Source organism: Cylindrospermum stagnale PCC 7417 (genome assembly GCF_000317535.1).
Lineage (GTDB): Bacteria > Cyanobacteriota > Cyanobacteriia > Cyanobacteriales > Nostocaceae > Cylindrospermum > Cylindrospermum stagnale.
The window spans coordinates 1,871,258-1,888,553 of record NC_019757.1 but is presented as its reverse complement, the minus strand read 5'-3'; the positions used below and the strand labels follow the sequence as shown (position 1 = coordinate 1,888,553).

At 43.0% G+C, this 17,296-nt stretch carries 15 protein-coding genes; 6 read left to right on the top strand and 9 right to left on the bottom strand.

Annotated features, from left to right (window positions below; translation table 11 throughout):
• The first annotated feature begins 253 nt into the window (after positions 1-253).
• The 3 genes from CYLST_RS07745 (at position 254) to CYLST_RS07735 (ending at position 2,708) form a co-directional block, all read left to right on the top strand.
• Positions 254-1,837 carry a serine/threonine protein kinase gene (locus tag CYLST_RS07745; RefSeq protein ID WP_015207152.1) on the top strand — a complete coding sequence of 528 codons (1,584 nt, stop codon included), beginning with the start codon at positions 254-256 and terminating at the stop codon, positions 1,835-1,837.
• 200 nt (positions 1,838-2,037) lie between these two features.
• The gene (locus CYLST_RS07740; protein WP_015207151.1) at positions 2,038-2,298 is read left to right on the top strand and encodes a DUF2281 domain-containing protein; all 261 of its coding nucleotides are present in this window, start codon (positions 2,038-2,040) and stop codon (positions 2,296-2,298) included.
• Positions 2,295-2,708, top strand: a complete 414-nt coding sequence (locus CYLST_RS07735) for a type II toxin-antitoxin system VapC family toxin (RefSeq protein ID WP_015207150.1) — start codon at positions 2,295-2,297, stop codon at positions 2,706-2,708. The genes CYLST_RS07740 and CYLST_RS07735 overlap by 4 nt, the downstream gene beginning before the upstream one ends.
• On the opposite strand, the gene mutS is transcribed toward CYLST_RS07735, so the two are convergent.
• The 7 genes from mutS to CYLST_RS07700 all read right to left on the bottom strand — a co-directional run bounded on the left by mutS (position 2,709) and on the right by CYLST_RS07700 (position 10,798).
• Complete coding sequence (gene mutS / locus CYLST_RS07730) at positions 2,709-5,306, bottom strand: DNA mismatch repair protein MutS (RefSeq protein WP_015207149.1); 2,598 nt, start codon at positions 5,304-5,306, stop codon at positions 2,709-2,711. It abuts the gene before it with no gap.
• 77 nt (positions 5,307-5,383) lie between these two features.
• Positions 5,384-5,902, bottom strand: a complete 519-nt coding sequence (locus tag CYLST_RS07725) for a hypothetical protein (RefSeq protein WP_015207148.1) — start codon at positions 5,900-5,902, stop codon at positions 5,384-5,386.
• Positions 5,903-5,910: 8 nt separating this feature from the next.
• On the bottom strand, positions 5,911-7,167 hold the full coding sequence (locus CYLST_RS07720) for an AAA family ATPase (RefSeq protein WP_015207147.1): 1,257 nt from the start codon (positions 7,165-7,167) through the stop codon (positions 5,911-5,913).
• A 108-nt stretch (positions 7,168-7,275) separates the two neighbouring features.
• Positions 7,276-8,448, bottom strand: coding sequence for an AAA family ATPase (locus tag CYLST_RS07715; protein ID WP_015207146.1), 1,173 nt, complete (start codon positions 8,446-8,448; stop codon positions 7,276-7,278).
• Positions 8,449-8,513: 65 nt separating this feature from the next.
• The gene (locus CYLST_RS07710) at positions 8,514-9,557 is read right to left on the bottom strand and encodes an AI-2E family transporter (protein ID WP_425389081.1); all 1,044 of its coding nucleotides are present in this window, start codon (positions 9,555-9,557) and stop codon (positions 8,514-8,516) included.
• 299 nt (positions 9,558-9,856) lie between these two features.
• Positions 9,857-10,306 carry an NUDIX hydrolase gene (locus tag CYLST_RS07705; RefSeq protein ID WP_015207144.1) on the bottom strand — a complete coding sequence of 150 codons (450 nt, stop codon included), beginning with the start codon at positions 10,304-10,306 and terminating at the stop codon, positions 9,857-9,859.
• Positions 10,307-10,309: 3 nt separating this feature from the next.
• A complete protein-coding gene (locus tag CYLST_RS07700) occupies positions 10,310-10,798 on the bottom strand; it encodes a hypothetical protein (RefSeq protein ID WP_015207143.1) in 489 nt (162 codons plus the stop codon).
• Between the two features lie 229 nt (positions 10,799-11,027).
• On the opposite strand from CYLST_RS07700, the gene folD reads away from it, so the two are divergent.
• The 3 genes from folD (at position 11,028) to CYLST_RS07685 (ending at position 13,508) form a co-directional block, all read left to right on the top strand.
• Positions 11,028-11,906 (top strand): bifunctional methylenetetrahydrofolate dehydrogenase/methenyltetrahydrofolate cyclohydrolase FolD, encoded by an 879-nt coding sequence (folD, locus tag CYLST_RS07695; protein ID WP_015207142.1) that lies wholly within the window; start codon positions 11,028-11,030, stop codon positions 11,904-11,906.
• A gap of 125 nt (positions 11,907-12,031) precedes the next feature.
• Positions 12,032-12,961, top strand: coding sequence for a geranylgeranyl diphosphate synthase CrtE (crtE, locus tag CYLST_RS07690; RefSeq protein ID WP_015207141.1), 930 nt, complete (start codon positions 12,032-12,034; stop codon positions 12,959-12,961).
• A gap of 91 nt (positions 12,962-13,052) precedes the next feature.
• Positions 13,053-13,508 carry a divergent PAP2 family protein gene (locus tag CYLST_RS07685; RefSeq protein ID WP_015207140.1) on the top strand — a complete coding sequence of 152 codons (456 nt, stop codon included), beginning with the start codon at positions 13,053-13,055 and terminating at the stop codon, positions 13,506-13,508.
• On the opposite strand, the gene CYLST_RS07680 is transcribed toward CYLST_RS07685, so the two are convergent.
• Together CYLST_RS07680 and CYLST_RS07675 are read right to left on the bottom strand one after the other, a co-directional pair.
• Positions 13,505-14,779 (bottom strand): RNA-guided endonuclease InsQ/TnpB family protein, encoded by a 1,275-nt coding sequence (locus CYLST_RS07680; RefSeq protein WP_015207139.1) that lies wholly within the window; start codon positions 14,777-14,779, stop codon positions 13,505-13,507. The two genes, CYLST_RS07685 and CYLST_RS07680, sit on opposite strands and share 4 nt — an antisense overlap.
• 732 nt (positions 14,780-15,511) lie before the next feature.
• A complete protein-coding gene (locus tag CYLST_RS07675) occupies positions 15,512-17,236 on the bottom strand; it encodes an ABC transporter ATP-binding protein (protein WP_015207138.1) in 1,725 nt (574 codons plus the stop codon).
• Positions 17,237-17,296 lie beyond the last annotated feature (60 nt).

Below are 17,296 nucleotides of genomic sequence, written 5' to 3'. Positions count from 1 at the left end.
GTTAAAACCTGGTAACGGCGGTATAACAACATTTACCCAATTACCAATTAATCCAGAAGAACCCCACCCCGGTTTTGCTGGCGCAAAACCTCCCCTCCCCTCATGAGGGGAGGGGATTGAGGGGTGGGGTCAAACGGCTGTGGGACAACGGTTTGAGCTTAAGTTGACACTCATGAGCACTGCTGTGCCCCTACGACTTAGGGTATGATTATAGCTACATCACCCTCATCAGTAAAATCACCAGAAAACATACATGGTCTGGGCAGCAGGGAAGCAACTACAAAATGGTAAATATCGGATTGAGGAAGTTTTAGGACAGGGTGGTTTTGGCATTACCTACAAAGCACTGCACCTCCAGCTAGGGCAACAGGTAGTAATTAAAACTCCTAACGAATTTCTCAGCCGAGATCCAGATTATGACAAGTATGTAGAGCGTTTTATTAAAGAAGGACGGATGTTAGCGCGTCTGTCTCAAGACCCCCATCCCAATATTGTGGGAGTGATTGACCTGTTTCAAGAAGGTGAAATTCACTGTTTGGTGATGGATTACATCGCCGGGGAAAACTTATTTGATATAGTCAGTCGCAGGGGAGCATTACCAGAAGCGGAAATTTTGGAATGTTTTCGCCAAATTGGGGAAGCATTGACGGTGGTACATCAAGCAGGGTTGGTGCATCGAGATGCTCACCCTGGAAATATTATGTTGCGGCCTAATGGCAAAGCAATATTAATTGATTTTGGGATTGCGGGTGAGTTGGTTCCTACTACAGTAAGCTCAATGAATCCTGGAAACCAGAGATTTGCGCCTTATGAGCAGATGAGTGGCGATCGCAATCCTACAGTTGATGTCTACTGTTTAACTGCCACTCTCTATTTTGCTGTCACTGGTCAAAAACCGCCTACTTCTTTAGACCGGAAGTTATACGCTGTTCGTCTCATTCCACCGAAGGAAATTGTTCCCAGCATCAGCAATAAGTTGAATAAAGCAATCCTCAAAGGGATGGCGTTGGAAGCGAAAAACCGTCCGCAGACTATGGAAGCGTTGCTGAATTTTTTGGACGTGTCGCAGCCTGTCAAACCACAGGTAGTTAAGCCACCAATTCCTTCAAGTCCTTGGTTAGCGTTGATAGTATATCTTTTACTTTACGCTGGGATAGGTTTTTTGTTAGCAATGCCCAATAAACCGTCCGGACCACCAGCTATAAATGGGGCTTTAGCTGTGATGATACTTTTCTCTGTAATTTTGGTGTTATTTGAGAAAACCTGGGCTGAAAAGATGCCTTACTCAGTTGCTATTGCTGGAACTGTAGCTGTTGCTCTAAGTATGAAAATGGTTGGTGATTGGGCTGAAGCCATATCTATAACTTGGGCTTTGTTTGGGGCTGTTGCTGTTGCTAGGGTTAAAACTGTTGCTGGGGATGGAGTTGGGGCTGTAGCTACAGCTGGTTCTATGGCTATAGCTGTGACTGTAGCAATAACTTGGGATTGGTATGGGAATTGGGCTATGGCTTTAGCAGGGACTTTGGCTACTATTACATTTTATATAAGCAACCCAGATAATGTAAGTGTAGGTACTAAGTTTTTGGGTAGTTTTCTTGCTGCTTTGATTTTCTGCTGTTTAGGTGTTTTTCTTGGATATATAGGTGGGGGTACATTTGGGAGTATGGCTGGAGCTTTGACTATCTCTATCACATTTTTCATAATGGTTAATATTATTGAAGTTAGGGATAGATTACAAGAGCGTTTCAGCGATAAATACACATTTCTCACAATAGCTGTAACTTCAGGAATAGGTTTAGCTTTAGGCTGGTTAGGACATTGGGTATTTTGGCGGTGACGCGCAATTCTCTACCAGCAACTACAGAAAATTTTCAATAGCCACTCCACACTTCCACCTCAGAACCCGAAACTACTAGCTCAAAACTTGAAACTCCGAGCCTAAAGCTGGAAACTACTAGCCGAAAGGTGGAAACTACTAGTTCAGAGGTAGACAATAGAGAAAGCTATTAATAAAATAATTGAGTCGGTGAAATAGAAATGAGCGCAGAAAATGAGTTGTTAGAAAAGTGGCGGGAATTACCAAAAGACAAACAGCAGGAAGTTATAGATTTTGTAGAATTTCTCCACATCAAGACCGTAGAGCATCCACTAACCCAAAAAACTAAAACTCCGCTAGGAGAACGTTTGCGGCAACTTCGTACTAAAATAGTTGCTTCTGGTGCGCCTTTGCTAACTCAAGATGATATTGAAAAAGAAATTACTAGCAGTCGAGGTGGGTTACAGGAATTTACGGAATGAAGATAACCTTTATTGATGCTGGCGTACTAGTTACAGCGGCGCGTGGTGTAGGGGAAATGTCTGAAAAAGCATTATCTATTTTAGAAGATTCTGAACGTGAGTTTGCTGCCAGCGATTTTGTTAAATTAGAAGTGCTTCCCAAGGCCATTTATAACCGACAAACCACCGAAGCCGAATTTTACGAAGCTTTTTTTAGTGCTGTCACTTACTGGGCTAATGATTTAGAACAGATTGTGGAAGATGCCTATAAAATTGGTTGTCAGTATGGTTTGGCGGCAATGGACGCCCTACATCTGGCGGTGGCATTGTCAGTTGGTGCAGAGGAATTTGTGACAACAGAGAAACAAACAAAACCTATGCACCTCCTCTACAAGTATTCGAGTTATTTCAATTTTCAACTAATCAATTGACTATTCCAAATTTTGCAAACCCATAGCAATTTTGCTGTGTTGCTCAATTTGTCCCATCACCTGTTTAGCCCGTTTAATTACCACCGCAGGTAAACCCGCCAACCTTCCCGCCTCAATACCGTAAGACTTATCAGCACCTCCCGGTTGGACTTGGTGCAAAAAGATAATTTGGTCAGGTAACTCCTTCACCGTCACTTGATAATTAGCCACATTTGGCAAAATAGTTGCCAACTCATTCAACTCATGATAGTGCGTAGCAAAAATTGTCCGCGACCGAATATCAACCGCCAAATATTCCGCCACCGCCCAAGCTATTGATAAGCCGTCAAAAGTTGCCGTTCCTCTGCCAATTTCATCTAACAAAACCAACGACCGAGAAGTGGCATGATTAAGAATATTAGCCGTTTCATTCATTTCCACCATAAACGTAGATTGACCAGTGGCTAAATCATCCACCGCCCCCACACGAGTAAAAATGCGATCGCAAATTCCCAAATTCGCCAACCGCGCCGGCACAAAACTACCAACTTGCGCCATCAACTGAATCAACCCCACCTGACGCAAATAACAACTCTTCCCACTCGCATTCGGCCCCGTCAAAATCACCAAATCAGGCTTCTCCTCCTCCTCCTTGGCGCCCTCTGCGTCTTGGCGGTTCGTTTCTCCACCCAACCCCGTAGAATTCGGCACAAAAAACCCAGCAGGTAAAGACTGTTCCACCACCGGATGACGCCCATCAAAAATCACAACCTCCCGCCCCGCAACCATATCCGGACGACAGTAACCTTGATGCGCCGCCAACTCAGCCAACCCGCACAACACATCCGCCGCCGCCACCGCGCGAGAAAGATTGCGAATTATCTCCGCGAACTGTCCCACCTCAGCCCGCAAAGAGGCAAAAATCTCATATTCCAACTCATTTAAATCATCCCGCGCCGAGAGAATGCGCGCTTCCCGTTCCTTCAAATCTGGAGTAATGAAACGTTCCTCATTTGTCAGAGTTTGTTTGCGAATGTAATTAGGCGGTACAGTATCGGACTTACTACGGGTAATACTAATGTAATAACCAAAAGTTTTATTAAATCCCACCTTCAAATTAGGAATTCCCGTTCTCGTTCTTTCATCAACTTCTAAATTAGCAATCCATTGCTGATCTCCTTCCACAGTCGCCTTTCGCTCATCCAACTGCGGATTAATTCCCGGACGAATTAACCCCCCTTCCTTGAGATGTATCGGTGGTGATTCTACGATGTGGAGGTGTAACTTTTGTGCCAATTCTTCCAACACAGGTGGCACCTTCTGCAAAGCTTTCAAAAAAGGCGAATGGGCATCAGCGACTAAGCGGGATAGTTGCGGTAAGCGGGAGAGAGAATCAGCCAAAGCTACCAAATCTCGCGCATTTGCCGTACCGGAACCCGCCCTTCCCGTTAACCGTTCCAAGTCGTAAATTTGCCGTAACAACTGGCGCAAATCTTGACGTAAAGGGGTATTTTCTACCAATTCTTGAATCGTATCTTGGCGGGAACGAATGCCTTTAATATCGAGGAGGGGTTGCAATAACCATCGCCGTAAAGCACGCCCACCCATTGCTGTGCTAGTTCTATCTAATGCCCACAACAGGGAACCGTGAAAAGTGCCATCACGGACGGTTTGGGTGATTTCTAGGTTACGGCGGGTTTGCTGGTCAACGATGAGATAATCGGTAATCGTATAGGTGCGTAAGGTTTGGAGGACGACGGTGTTGGCTTTTTGAGTATCTTCCAGGTATTCCAGCAGACCACCAGCGGCGCGAACGGCGAGGGGGAGATGTTCACAACCGAGACCTTCTAGCGATCGCACTTTGAATTTCTGCAATAATCTAGGTCTAGCTTCTGCTTGGGAAAAAGGAATTTGCGATCGCAAGCTATAACAAAATGAAGGTGGTAAACATTGGGGAAGTGAAGGCGAAGTTTCCCCCGGACGCAATAAACTACCTAAATCGGGGGCGTTGGTGGGAAACAGCACTTCTGAAGGCTGCAACCGCATTAATTCTTGAGTCAGATGTTCTAAATCACTACCTTGAGTTGTCAGGTATTCGCCGGTGGAGATGTCTGCATAAGCTAAACCCCAATGATTTGCGGCAATTACTACCGCTGCTAGGTAATTATTGCGACTTGCTTTCAGCATTCCCTCTTCTAGCAAAGTCCCCGGTGTGAGGATGCGCGTTACCTCACGTTTGACCAAACCGATAGCATCGGCGGAGTCTTCCACTTGGTCGCAAATCACTACAGCGTAGCCTTTTTCCACCAACAGGGTTGTGTAGCGTTCCCATGCGTGGTGGGGTACACCTGTCATGGCGACGCGTCCAATTTCGCCGCCGTGTTTGCTGGTGAGAACCAGTTCTAGTTCTCTGGAGATAATTACAGCGTCTTGGAAAAATGTTTCAAAAAAGTCACCCACCCGATACAGCAACAGCGCATGCGGATATTTATCCTTCATTTCTACATAGTGCTGGTACATCTTACTCAGCTTGCTGCGGTCTACCAGTTGCGTGTTGGTGTGGGGCGCACTAGGGTTATTGGGTTCCGTTGGTTGGGTTGCAGATGGGGAGGCGGTCATAGATGCTTAGGATGTTACACACGGAGAAACCACAATATCCTGATGATAGCGTTTTGTGGGTTCGGGGATGCGATCGCTCAAAGTTTATTCATCCTTCGTCGGGGAATTGGCGGTGAAGTAACAGGTTGATACGCCTTTAGTCCCTCATCACCGGTGAGAATTTCCACCTCGAAACCGCTTTCGGCGTAGTATTCAGCTACAGATTTAATTGTGGCATCACCGATAGAAATATTCCTAGATGCTAATGTCGGCCATTCTAAAGCTAACTCTTTTAGCTTTTCAGCACTCCAAAGTTCATCTAACTGAGTGGTGAAAACAGCCCAAGGTATTTCTCCCTCTGCTACTTTTACCAGAATGTTAGCGAAAGTTTGAGCAATTTCATAACGCTTTAAAGCGCCTTGGGCAATATGATTACCAGTTTCTATAATAGTAGCTAAGGGTAAAATAAAAGTTGTCCCGTTTTGCTCTTCTTCTAGAAAACGAGCATCAACTTTTTGTTTATCCCATTTATCATCATCTGAACCACAAGTTTCTTTACGAGGAACACCCAAATAAACGCCAAGTATTGATGTGTCAATAATTAAAACCTTTCTCATATTTATAGTTATTTTTTATCGGAAAGGCTTTTTTCAATAGCGCCTTTAGTTGCTAGTTTACCCAAAGAACCTGATGCTAGTAATTTAGGCAGATTTTCAATATCTTCTAAAAGGGTAAGTTTACTTTCGCCGGTTTCTGAGTCACGATGTGCGACAACTACAAAGGGGACTATTTCGGGACCTAATGCATCAAGCAAAGCTGGGTTATGAGTAGTAAGTAAAATATCAATTTTTCTTTTTGTGCCAATTTCTCGTAATATTTTCACTAGCAATTGTGTGCGGGAAGGATGCAGACCGTTATCTATTTCTTCAATTACAATTTGACTACCTTCTGGGCGGGTGAGTAGTGCGGTGAGAATTCCTAGAAACCGCAGAGTTCCATCTGACATACTTCTAGCATCAATTTCTGTGATTTCTCCAGGTTTCCATTCTTCTTGACAATATAGCATGGCATCAGTACCAAATCTGCCTACTTTTTCCGCCCATACTTTTGTAATATCACCTTCTGGTAAATCTTTGATGTAGTAAGATAGATTTGATTCAACTCCGGCTTTCTGTTCGTCAGGTAATGCTGCTAGTACACCTGCAATATTTGAAGCATCACTTTCTAGGATGTCAGCCAGCCTAGAATACTCGCGCATTTTAGATGGGACTGGATTTAGAATTGAAATATTTTCCATACTGGAACTCACACATTTTTGAGCTTTATCTGTGAAATTAAAGTCATTATCATACAATTCTTTGCCTATAAGAACACTACCGCTAGTATTAATTTTGAAATTATTATTATCAATAGTAATATCATTCCAATCTACAAGAGACCTTAATTGCCTCATACCACTTTTGTTAGGATAATCAAGGAGGACAGGAAATTTTTTCACCTTATTATCGGCATTACTTTCTACAGAATCATGTTGTTCAATATATTCTTCAATAGCTTTTATTATAGGTAGGGTTTGCGTTTTATTAACATACAAATAATCTGTTCCATCATCCTCACCTGTGACCATTACCTTTAACGTAAACTGAGTTTCCGGTTTATGTGCAGCCCATTCTACACCACCGCGAATAGATACAATTGTTCTATCTCCTGCTAGCGCTGTTTTAATATCCTCACCTCTAGCGATTCTTTGCAAAAATTCCAAGGCTTCAACTACATTAGATTTACCACTTGCATTTGTTCCGATAAGAACCGTTAAAGGGTCTAGTGGGAGTTCTGCATAACGGAAACTTTTCCAATTTTCGAGAATGAGTTGTTTAAGCATGACCAACTCCAAAATTTACTTTCACTAAATACACTTAATTAATACTAGGCGATTAGAAATCGCGTCTACACAAACAAAGTCCGCCTGCGCGGACTCAATATATATAATTTACCATCGATTACCTCCTATTTCACCCATTCGCCAAAGGTCGCCGAGAGTATATTTTTCTAACCAATCTTTTAGTTTATCAGGTTCAAGACGGTGGAGGTGAGAGCCTTTTTCATCTCTTTCACAAATCAAAACTAATTCAGGATATTCACTTAAAGCAGAAAGCAAAGTATCAGAATATGTTGTCACAATTAATTGTGTTCTCTGTGATGCTTTGATTAACATTTCTGCAATCGTTGGTAAAATATCTGGGTGTAAACCTATTTCTGGTGCTTCAAGACAAATAAGTGGTGGTGGATTTGGGTCAAGTAGTAACGCCATTAAAAATAAATAACGCAGCGTTCCATCTGATAAGCGATTTGCAGAAATTGGTTGACTCAGACCTTCTTCACAAATAAATATCTGTACTGTAGCGCCATGAATTTCTATCCTGAGTTCTTCTGCTGCATCATCAAGCTTTTTCAGATTTTCAATAACTACTTTATTACCTATTTTGTATTGTAAGTTGTTTAAAAATAATCCCAGATTCCTCCCATTTTCTAAAAGAGGATGTCCGGGCAAATCTGATTTTTGAGGCTTTTTAATTTCAGAAATTTGCGCTAAACCCCATTCTCGATATAACGCTATATTGGCAAACCGATTACCTAAATATGAAATTGCTGGATACTGTACAGTGTTTTTTATTTGAGAAAGAATAGACTGATTTGGAGTTAAACTTATTGGCTGAATATATTTAATTCCTTTGCTTAAAGTTGGAGAACCCCTGTTATTTGTATAGAAGTCAGCGACAATATTATCACTAGAATTTGATGATTTATTTTCTATTACTTCATCTATCAAATCTAGTCCTTGACCGGTGGAGGTGAATTTCAACTTATAATCTAATGACTGAGTTACTTCTGAATAATCAACAGTAACTTGAATTTCTGCTACTGGAATCTCATTTCCACCCTTCCATAAAAATTCACTCACCCCTCCACCTTGACGAAATGGGGCAGGTAAATCTGTAGGTGTTGCCCGTAAAATTCCCAAGGACTCAATTAAATTAGATTTACCAGAAGTGTTGGCACCAATTAACACATTTAGCGGTTGTAATTCAATTTCTTCTCCCTCACTTCCATAAGAAAGGAAATTTTGTAATTTAATTTTGTGAATAAATCTTTTACCTTCCATCTCTGCCCCTATTTAGCTACTCATCTAAATTTGATTAAAATCTTTAACCTCATCCAAAAAAAACCTTAGCGAACCTCTGCGTTTAAACTTAAACCTTCAACCTCACTCGCCACCTTAATAGATTCCGATTCTTGGTTAAATTCACCCGCCCGCCAAGCATCTGTTACATCTTTAATAAAACTGGCAATGGGAATGGCAATTAACAAACCTAAAACGCCGCCTAATTTCGCACCTATCAACAAAGAAATCACTACCCAAACAGGATTTAAACCAGTCAAATTTCCTAGAAGTCGTGGTGCAATGATATTAGAATTTATTTGGTCAATTGCTACCGCTACGCCTAAAACTTCTACACCTAACCAAAAGTTTTGTAATGATACCAACAGACTCACAATGGCAATTCCTATCCCCGTACCGAAGGGAAACAGCGAGAATAAGCCAATCCCAATCCCAAAAAGTAGTGCTAAGGGAACTCGCAGCGCCAAAAACGCCAGTATAATTGTTACTCCCAACACAGCGCCTAATGTCGCCTGACCGATGAAATAATTATGAAAGTCTTCTCGCAGTAATTGCCGGACTTTTGTGCCGATATGCGTGGGAAACCATTGATAAATTCCATCCCACAAGCGATCGCCATTTAATACCAAATAAATCGTCAGAACCACCGCCAGCAGCACGTTGACGACAACACCGATGGTATCGAAAGCAAAACTAAGTATTTTACCAGTAAAAGACTGAAATTGACTAGATAACCGGTCTAAAACTTGAGTGACTAAACCGCTTAAATTCACCGGTAGCTGTTGTTTCGCCGCCCAAATTTGGAAAGCATCGAGTTGTTGGGAACCAGATTCAATCCAACTCGGTAAAATGTTAGCTAGCTCGTTGAGCTGTTCTATAATCAGGGGAACCAAGGTGATGCCGACAGCCGCTAAAATTACCACAGCCGACAGCAAAACTCCGCCAATTGCTAGATTACGCTGCACCCCACGTCCTTGGAGAAACTGGATGGGGTAGTTCAAGACAAAAGCGAGGAGGACGGCAGCGGCACAAATGCTTACCTGGGGTTGAAAGTACTGCACAAGCTGGAGTAGTAGCCAACCGTTGAGAATGGCTACGGGGAATGCCAATCCGATATTTAACCATCGTGGTAGTTTGTTTGCTGATTGCATGATGGTGACTCCACTATAGTTATTAGTTGATTGTGACTGGGTGCTGAATTAATCAAAAAGCTGATTGCTAGTCAGGAAATAGGGCTGCAAGTAGGCAAACCCATTGAAAGCAATCATCATAATTGTAGGTTGGGTTGAGCGATGGCGAAACCCCGCCTAAAGAGCGATGCTGTAAAAGATATGCTTCGAGGAAGATGGCAAAATCCAAAAAATGCTCAAAGATTTTCTGTTTTCTGTCACTAACTCACCACTGATGATTGATGATTTTTTTCGATAAAATCCAGCATAATTTGCTGATGTGTTAACCCCAATGGTCGCACTTCACCAGCAATAGCTGAATAACCGCCACCCCGGCGAATATCTTCTGGCGTCAATAACCCCAAATCCCAACCTTCACTCAGCACCAGTTGATTTAATTCCACCAAAAGTGGTGCTTGAAAAACATGACGGACAACTTTTTCATCAGGATAAATGCCAAATTCGGAAAACGACGGTAAATCGTAGCCGATTTCTTCGATCAGTTCCCGCTTGAGTGCGACATTTGGGGTTTCACCCGTTTCGATGTGACCACCAAACAGTCCCCAGCAACCTGGATAGGCAATACCGGGGATGTTGTCTCGCAGCTGCATGAGAAACTTGTTTTCTTGGTAGAGAATAGCGATCGCTACATGCACAAATTGATCATTCATAAATTACTCTTCCTCTAAGTAAACTTCCCCAAACTCTTTGCCAGCTAAAGGGATACTCCTATAGCGAACTTTACCCCTAAACACCACCTGCTGTCCCTCTTGGAGATTAGTTTGATTGGTGACTACCCAGATTTTGCCAGTTGTGTCATTGATTTGATACACCCGCTGCTTGATCAGGGGAGCTTGCTTAGACACCGTACCTTGGATATAAACTGTAGCCTGATTGTTTTGTTGTGGTTTAATTTCCCGAATTGGGGTGATGTTAGCGCCAATTATCGGTTTATTGCCACTTAAGCCAGAGGGTGTTAATTTACCACAACTACAAAGTCCCCCTACCAGCAAAAAGGTCAATCCCAGGCGGTAGGGTACAATCCTCGGCATCCCCAAGGACAGGAGGGAGAAATTTAACGCTAGCTCCATAAAAGCTACAGGTTGAGCAAATTTTCGCATGATTGCTTGCCTTGTCGCCAGTTTTCTCAAGTCAGTTCCCATCCATACTATGTTGTGCTGTCCAAAAAAAGGTTTTGTCTTGATCCTTTTATTCTTTATCCTTAAGTTGACACCGCTGATCTGAGAAGATAAACAATATGGTCTTGCTGTTTGAGAGACGCTACGGCAACAAAGGGCAAGGCGATCACAGTCAACTCTCAAGGTTTAAGAGTTAAATATTTTGACTCTAGACTGGGGAAACGACTAAAAGCGAATATAGCTGGAAGTTCTCATGGAAAGACAAACTGCCAAACTACTTGATGGTAAAGCGTTAGCCGAAAAAATTTATCATCAACTGACTGTTGTCATTACAGAATCACAACCCAAAATTGGCCGGCCCCCTGGTTTAGCCGTGCTGATGGTTGGCGACAACCCAGCTTCAGCCGCTTATGTAGGCAATAAGGAAAAAGCCTGCGCTAAAGTGGGTATTGCCTCTTTTGGCAAGCATTTTCCCACCAATACCAGCCTTGGGGAACTAGAGGATGTGATTGCGGCACTTAACCACGACCCACGAGTAGATGGCATTTTGGTACAGTTACCTTTGCCAAAGCACTTAGACGCTGTCACCCTCTTACATCAAATTCACCCCGACAAAGACGCCGATGGACTGCACCCGGTTAACTTGGGGCGATTAGTCCGGGGAGAGGCGGGTTTACGCAGTTGCACCCCGGCTGGTGTGATGCGGCTGTTGGCAGAATATAAAATTCCTCTGGCAGGAAAACAGGCAGTAGTGGTGGGACGCAGTATTTTAGTGGGTAAACCAATGGCGTTGATGTTATTGGAGGCAGATGCTACCGTTACCATTGCTCACTCGCGATCGCACAACTTGAAAGCCATCACCCAGAATGCTGATATTCTAATTGCAGCAGCAGGTCTTCCGGGACTGATTACTGCTGATATGGTGAAACCAGGTGCTGTTGTGGTAGATGTGGGAATGAATCGCGTCACTGACGCCAATGGCAAAAGTCGTTTAGTCGGCGATGTCCATTTGGAAGCAACCGCTGGTGTGGCAGAATTTCTCACCCCAGTTCCTGGCGGCGTTGGCCCGATGACTGTCGCCATGTTGTTGCAAAATACAGTCTCTAGCTATTTGCGGGCGACAAAAGCGTGAGGCTTGATCTTTGATGAATTGCCATCGAACTTCGTTCCTCATTCTTCGGCGAATCTTTCCGAACCAGGACACCGTAAAATTGTGACTTATATGCAAAAAAAACCAAAAGTTTCAGGAATTTAAGCATGGTAGCAACGGACAATCTTCAAAAAACACCAGAGGAAGCCAAGTTAAACCTCGCCGCCTATCTCAAAGAGCGACAAAAGCTTTGTAACACTGCTTTGGATCAATCGATTCCCGTCGTTTATCCAGAAAAGATTTACGAATCAATGCGCTACTCGCTATTAGCAGGAGGCAAGCGGATACGCCCCATTCTCTGCCTTGCTGCCTGTGAAATGATGGGCGGCACAATCGATATGGCCATGCCGACAGCTTGCGCCTTAGAGATGATCCACACTATGTCCTTGATTCACGACGACCTGCCAGCAATGGATAACGATGATTACCGTCGCGGCAAACTCACGAATCACAAGGTCTATGGCGAAAATATTGCAATTTTGGCTGGAGATGGTTTGTTGGCTTTAGCTTTTGAGTTTCCAGCCACACAAACCCCTGCAAATGTGCCACATGAGCGAGTATTACAGGTAATTGCCCGCTTAGGCAAAGCGCTGGGGGCTGCTGGTTTAGTTGGCGGTCAAGTGGTGGATTTGGATTCAGAAGGTAAGTTAGATATTTCTCTAGAAACCCTGAATTTCATTCATAATCACAAAACAGCCGCCCTATTAGAAGCTTCGGTTGTTTGTGGTGGGCTTTTAGCCGGGGCATCATCTGAAGATATCCAACGACTCACTCGTTACGCTCAAAGTATTGGGCTGGCATTCCAAATTATCGATGATATTTTGGATATCACCGCTACCTTAGAGCAATTAGGCAAAACCGCTGGTAAAGACCTCACAGCCAAGAAAGTAACCTATCCTAGCCTTTGGGGAATTGAGGAATCACGCTCTAAGGCTACACAGCTAGTTGAGGCAGCTTGTGCGGAATTAGCACCGTTTGGGGAAAAAGCGTTACCTCTCCAAGCGATCGCTCATTACATCGTCAGTCGTAATCATTAGTCCAATTTTGGATTTTGGCTTTTGGGTTGCATCTCATCATGTTTCCTCAAAAAACACCGTCGCTAATATTTATTAACCTAACCAAAATACCATGCAGGACATAGGCAGCATCTTAGACAACCGGGTTCTGCTGGTTGCTCTGGTAGCTTGTTTCATTGCTCAAGGATTGAAACTTGTAGTCGAAATAGTCAAAAATCGCAAACTGAATGTACGTGTTTTAGTCACCACTGGCGGTATGCCCAGCGCCCACTCAGCTTTGGTGACAGCTCTTGCAGCTGGTGTCGGGCAAACTATTGGTTGGGCATCTCCTGACTTTGCTCTAGCTACAGTTTTTGCCATCATCGTCATGTACGACGCCGCAGGAGTTCGTCAAGCCGCCGGTAAACAAGCGCGTATTCTCAATCAAATGATTGATGAACTATTTGATGAAAAGCATGAATTTAGCCAAGACCGCCTCAAGGAATTACTCGGACATACACCTGTTCAGGTAATAGCTGGGTCGGCTTTGGGTGTAACTATTTATTGGTTATCTAGGTCTGCTTATTAGTCATTCTTTATCTGTTTTGAGTGACGTACTCCACACACTCCCTTGCAGGTGAGTGTGGGCTTCTCAACGACTCCTAATCCGGACATTGATTGAGCTTTAAGACCGTGCGTCCCACGGTTCTTGATATTGATAGCCGCATTTAGATCCCTGCACAAACTTGTATGACAAACTGGACAATTGTGCATTCTTTGGGATAGCGGCTTTATTACCTTGGAACCACAATTAGAGCATTCAAGGCTAGTACCGTTCGGATTTACAGCGATTACTTTTAAACCAGCATTCGCGGCTTTGTTTGAAAGTATGGTTAAAAACTGACTCCAACCAGCATCATTAATACTTTTAGCTAATTTAGTTTTAACGAGTCCTTTGATATTCAATTTTTCCACAGCTATAACATCATACTTATCGAGTAGTAATTTAGCTGTTTTAAAGTGGAAATCTTTACGAGTATCAGCCACTTTTTTATGCTGTTTACCCAATTTTTTAAGAGCTTTTTTGCGTCTGTTAGAACCTTTTTTCCGCCTTGATACCAGACGCTGCAATGATTTAAGCAAGCGTTCAGCTTTGCGTAGATATTTAGGTGCTTTGATTCTAGAATCATCAGAAGCTACATAGAAATCAATTAAGCCAAGATCAATGCCAACAATATTGTCAGGATTAAAGTCAGGCTTAACGATAGGAACTGATTTGTCATCAAGGCTGAGAGTGATGTAGTAACCATCCGCTTTTTTGGTGACAGATACAGTTTTGATCTCAAATCCTAAGCCCTTCGGGCAGGCTTCACCAACGGGTATTGGGCGATGAACAATTACCTTGATATCTCCAATTTTTGATAGCGTGATTTTGTTGTTAACAAAATGATGTCTTTTAAATTGGGTATAAGTAAAAGTTTTGTATTGTCCTTGACCCTTGAATCTAGGTCTACCTGATTTCTTGCCATTAACGTCACCTTTTAACCATCTATCAAAAGCTAATTCAACTTTCTTAGGAACTTCTTGAAGTACCTGAGAGTGAATATCTTTGTACCAAGGTCTATCTAATTTGAGTTGAACTAGAGATGCTTTTTGATTGTAATAGTTAGGCTGTTCTTTTAATTCGGGCAGATGGCAAATTAATGGACATCTATCAATAGGACTACGATTCATCTCATACCAGTCCAATCTTTGAGCCAACAAGTAGTTATATTGACAACGCAACATTTCCAGTGTTTTATTAATTTTTTCCGCCTGTTCTTTAGTTGGTTTAATTTTGTACTGATATGAGATTTTCACTTTTTGTCCTTGATTTCGACCTATACAAACGATAGCATAAACGTACAAGTATTTATGAAAAACAAATCATTGAATCTGACAATATCCGAGCGTAGATTAAATAAACTGCGTTTATATTCGGCTCAACAGGATAAAACTATGACCAATGTAATTTAGGATTTTATCGATTCGCTTAACGTCAAAAATGGCGATTCCTCATCGAGCCACTGTCCTGTCAATCCTACAGATTTATTTGGTTGTGGGTCAATTCGTCATCGCCCAAAAATTCATCCCACACTGCCCTTCGGGTCAGATGTGGGGCTTCTTTTTGATTAAGCTAAACACCTGAATAGAGACTCTACCAACTACGTTAAGCATCGGGCAAATTCTCTCAGATGCTCCTTTTTGCATTCCAGAATTGGGTTGATGAATTGTGTGCAATACAGATTATTCGTAGGGACACAGCATTGCTGTGTACCCAACGCGTATTCCATCCAAGCAAAAATCGTTATAGTTATTTTTTCTTTTTATAGAGTAGAAATAAATTTTTTAGTTGCTAATTTTTCATTCCAAGAAAGCGCTACTAGCCACACCCTGATGCCTTAATACGTCCGCCGAAACGATTTTTAACCTGACTATATTTGTCTTCCCGTCGAGCCAACCTGTACTAGGACTTACGCAAAAACTCTCTTCTTAGTTTTCTTCCTTTGGGTTCTTTGCGGTTTGTTTCTTCAAGATTTCGCAGAAGTCCTGTTAACTAAATTGCTGGGCGTAAAATCTGGCATAGCGACGCTTAAGGGCTAATAATTCCGCATGAGTTCCTGATTCCACAATTTGCCCTTGTTCCAAAACCAAAATGCGATCGCACTTTCTCACCGTTGATAATCGATGCGCTATAATCAAAACAGTGCGTTTTTGCATCAATCTCTCCAATGCTTCCTGCACCAGAGCTTCCGACTCAGAATCTAACGCCGATGTCGCTTCATCCAAAATCAAGATTTGCGGGTTGAGTAACACAGCACGTGCGATCGCAATTCTTTGTCTTTGTCCACCAGATAAATTTACCCCACGCTCACCCACCCAGGTCTGATAACCTTCTGGTAGCTGCATAATAAATTGATGGGCATTCGCAATTTTAGCCGCATTCTCAACTGCTGACAGATCAAAATAATCTTGTCCAAAAGCGATATTTTGGGCAATCGTCCCCGAAAACATGATGGTTTCTTGGGGAACTATGCCAATTTGTCGCCGCAGACTATGCAAAGTCACATCCCGAATATCAACGCCATCAATCAAGATTTGCCCAACTTCCGGATCGTAAAAACGGGGTAACAGATTCACAAAGGTGGTTTTACCAGCACCAGAAGCCCCCACAAGTGCGATCGCTTCCCCAGGCATAACTAACAAGCTGATATCCTGGATTACAGGCTCACCGGGTTTGTAGGCAAAGCTGACATGGCGATATTCTACCTTACCGCTGACTGGGGGAAGTGCGATCGCCTGTGGTTTTTCTGCAACTGTCGGTTGAATCGCCATCAACTCAAAAACGCGGTCAACCGATGCCTCACCTTGCTTAAACTCGTTGTAGTTGTTAGTAGTGTGACCAATCGGATCAATTAACAACGCCGCCGCAGTCAGGTAACTAAAAAACTCCGCCACTGTCAAATTTCGTTGAGAAATTTGCCAGGTTCCCACCATCAGCAACGATAACGCACTCAAAGCTTCCAAAAATCCGACTATGGGAATCTGAATCGCCTTCAGTCGTTCCGCTGAGTATTTCGCACTGAGACTGCGTTCTGCTTCTTGGCTAAATCGGGCGATTTCGTAGTTTTCCGCCGCAAAAGCTTGTACCAAACGGATACCATTGAAAACTTCCGTGAGGATAGCCGATAAATCCGACACCCGATTTTGACTGCGACGGGAATATTTTTGCAACCGTTCACCAAACCAGCCAATTAAAATCCCCATCAGCGGGGCCACAATCACCGTGGCTAGTGTGAGTTGCCAATTCAGGTAAATCATGTAGATGGGAATTGCCACCAACTGTAAAGCGCAGGGGGTAAAATCGTGAAAGAGTTTATTTACCACTTCCCCCACACGGTCAATATCTTCCGTGAGCCGGTAAGATAAATCACCTGCTTTGGCGGTTTCAAAATAGCTGAGATTCAGCTTTTGCAAATGGGCGTAGACTTGCTGGCGGAGATTAAAGGCAATTCTTAAAGCCGCCCTCGCCATGTATAAATCTTGCACAGACTGAAAAAAGCCGCGTACCAGAAATACCAAGGCACAAATTCCCGTCAATTGCGCGATCGCAATGATATTACCCTCTCCAAAGGGAATCGCCAATTTACCCGCAAGATTAATTAGGGTTAATGTCGCCAGCACATATCCAAAGATCCCAATTAAACCCTTAGCGATGGTTGACCACTGGGGTCGAATATAAGGTAGCAGTTGCCAATAATTAGAACGCGTTTTCAAGCTTTAACATCCACAAATATATATTTTCCTTTGTCTGACGTTATCAGCTTTTGCAGAGTT

Excerpts from the sequence above, each read along its gene's own strand:
- folD (WP_015207142.1), top strand. The coding sequence starts at position 11,028 with ATGGAAAGACAAACTGCCAAACTACTTGATGGTAAAGCGTTAGCCGAA.
- CYLST_RS07705 (WP_015207144.1), bottom strand. The coding sequence starts at position 10,306 with ATGAATGATCAATTTGTGCATGTAGCGATCGCTATTCTCTACCAAGAA.
- crtE (WP_015207141.1), top strand. The coding sequence starts at position 12,032 with ATGGTAGCAACGGACAATCTTCAAAAAACACCAGAGGAAGCCAAGTTA.
- CYLST_RS07685 (WP_015207140.1), top strand. The coding sequence starts at position 13,053 with ATGCAGGACATAGGCAGCATCTTAGACAACCGGGTTCTGCTGGTTGCT.
- CYLST_RS07745 (WP_015207152.1), top strand. The coding sequence starts at position 254 with ATGGTCTGGGCAGCAGGGAAGCAACTACAAAATGGTAAATATCGGATT.
- CYLST_RS07700 (WP_015207143.1), bottom strand. The coding sequence starts at position 10,798 with ATGGGAACTGACTTGAGAAAACTGGCGACAAGGCAAGCAATCATGCGA.
- CYLST_RS07715 (WP_015207146.1), bottom strand. The coding sequence starts at position 8,448 with ATGGAAGGTAAAAGATTTATTCACAAAATTAAATTACAAAATTTCCTT.
- mutS (WP_015207149.1), bottom strand. The coding sequence starts at position 5,306 with ATGACCGCCTCCCCATCTGCAACCCAACCAACGGAACCCAATAACCCT.
- CYLST_RS07720 (WP_015207147.1), bottom strand. The coding sequence starts at position 7,167 with ATGCTTAAACAACTCATTCTCGAAAATTGGAAAAGTTTCCGTTATGCA.
- CYLST_RS07725 (WP_015207148.1), bottom strand. The coding sequence starts at position 5,902 with ATGAGAAAGGTTTTAATTATTGACACATCAATACTTGGCGTTTATTTG.
- CYLST_RS07740 (WP_015207151.1), top strand. The coding sequence starts at position 2,038 with ATGAGCGCAGAAAATGAGTTGTTAGAAAAGTGGCGGGAATTACCAAAA.
- CYLST_RS07735 (WP_015207150.1), top strand. The coding sequence starts at position 2,295 with ATGAAGATAACCTTTATTGATGCTGGCGTACTAGTTACAGCGGCGCGT.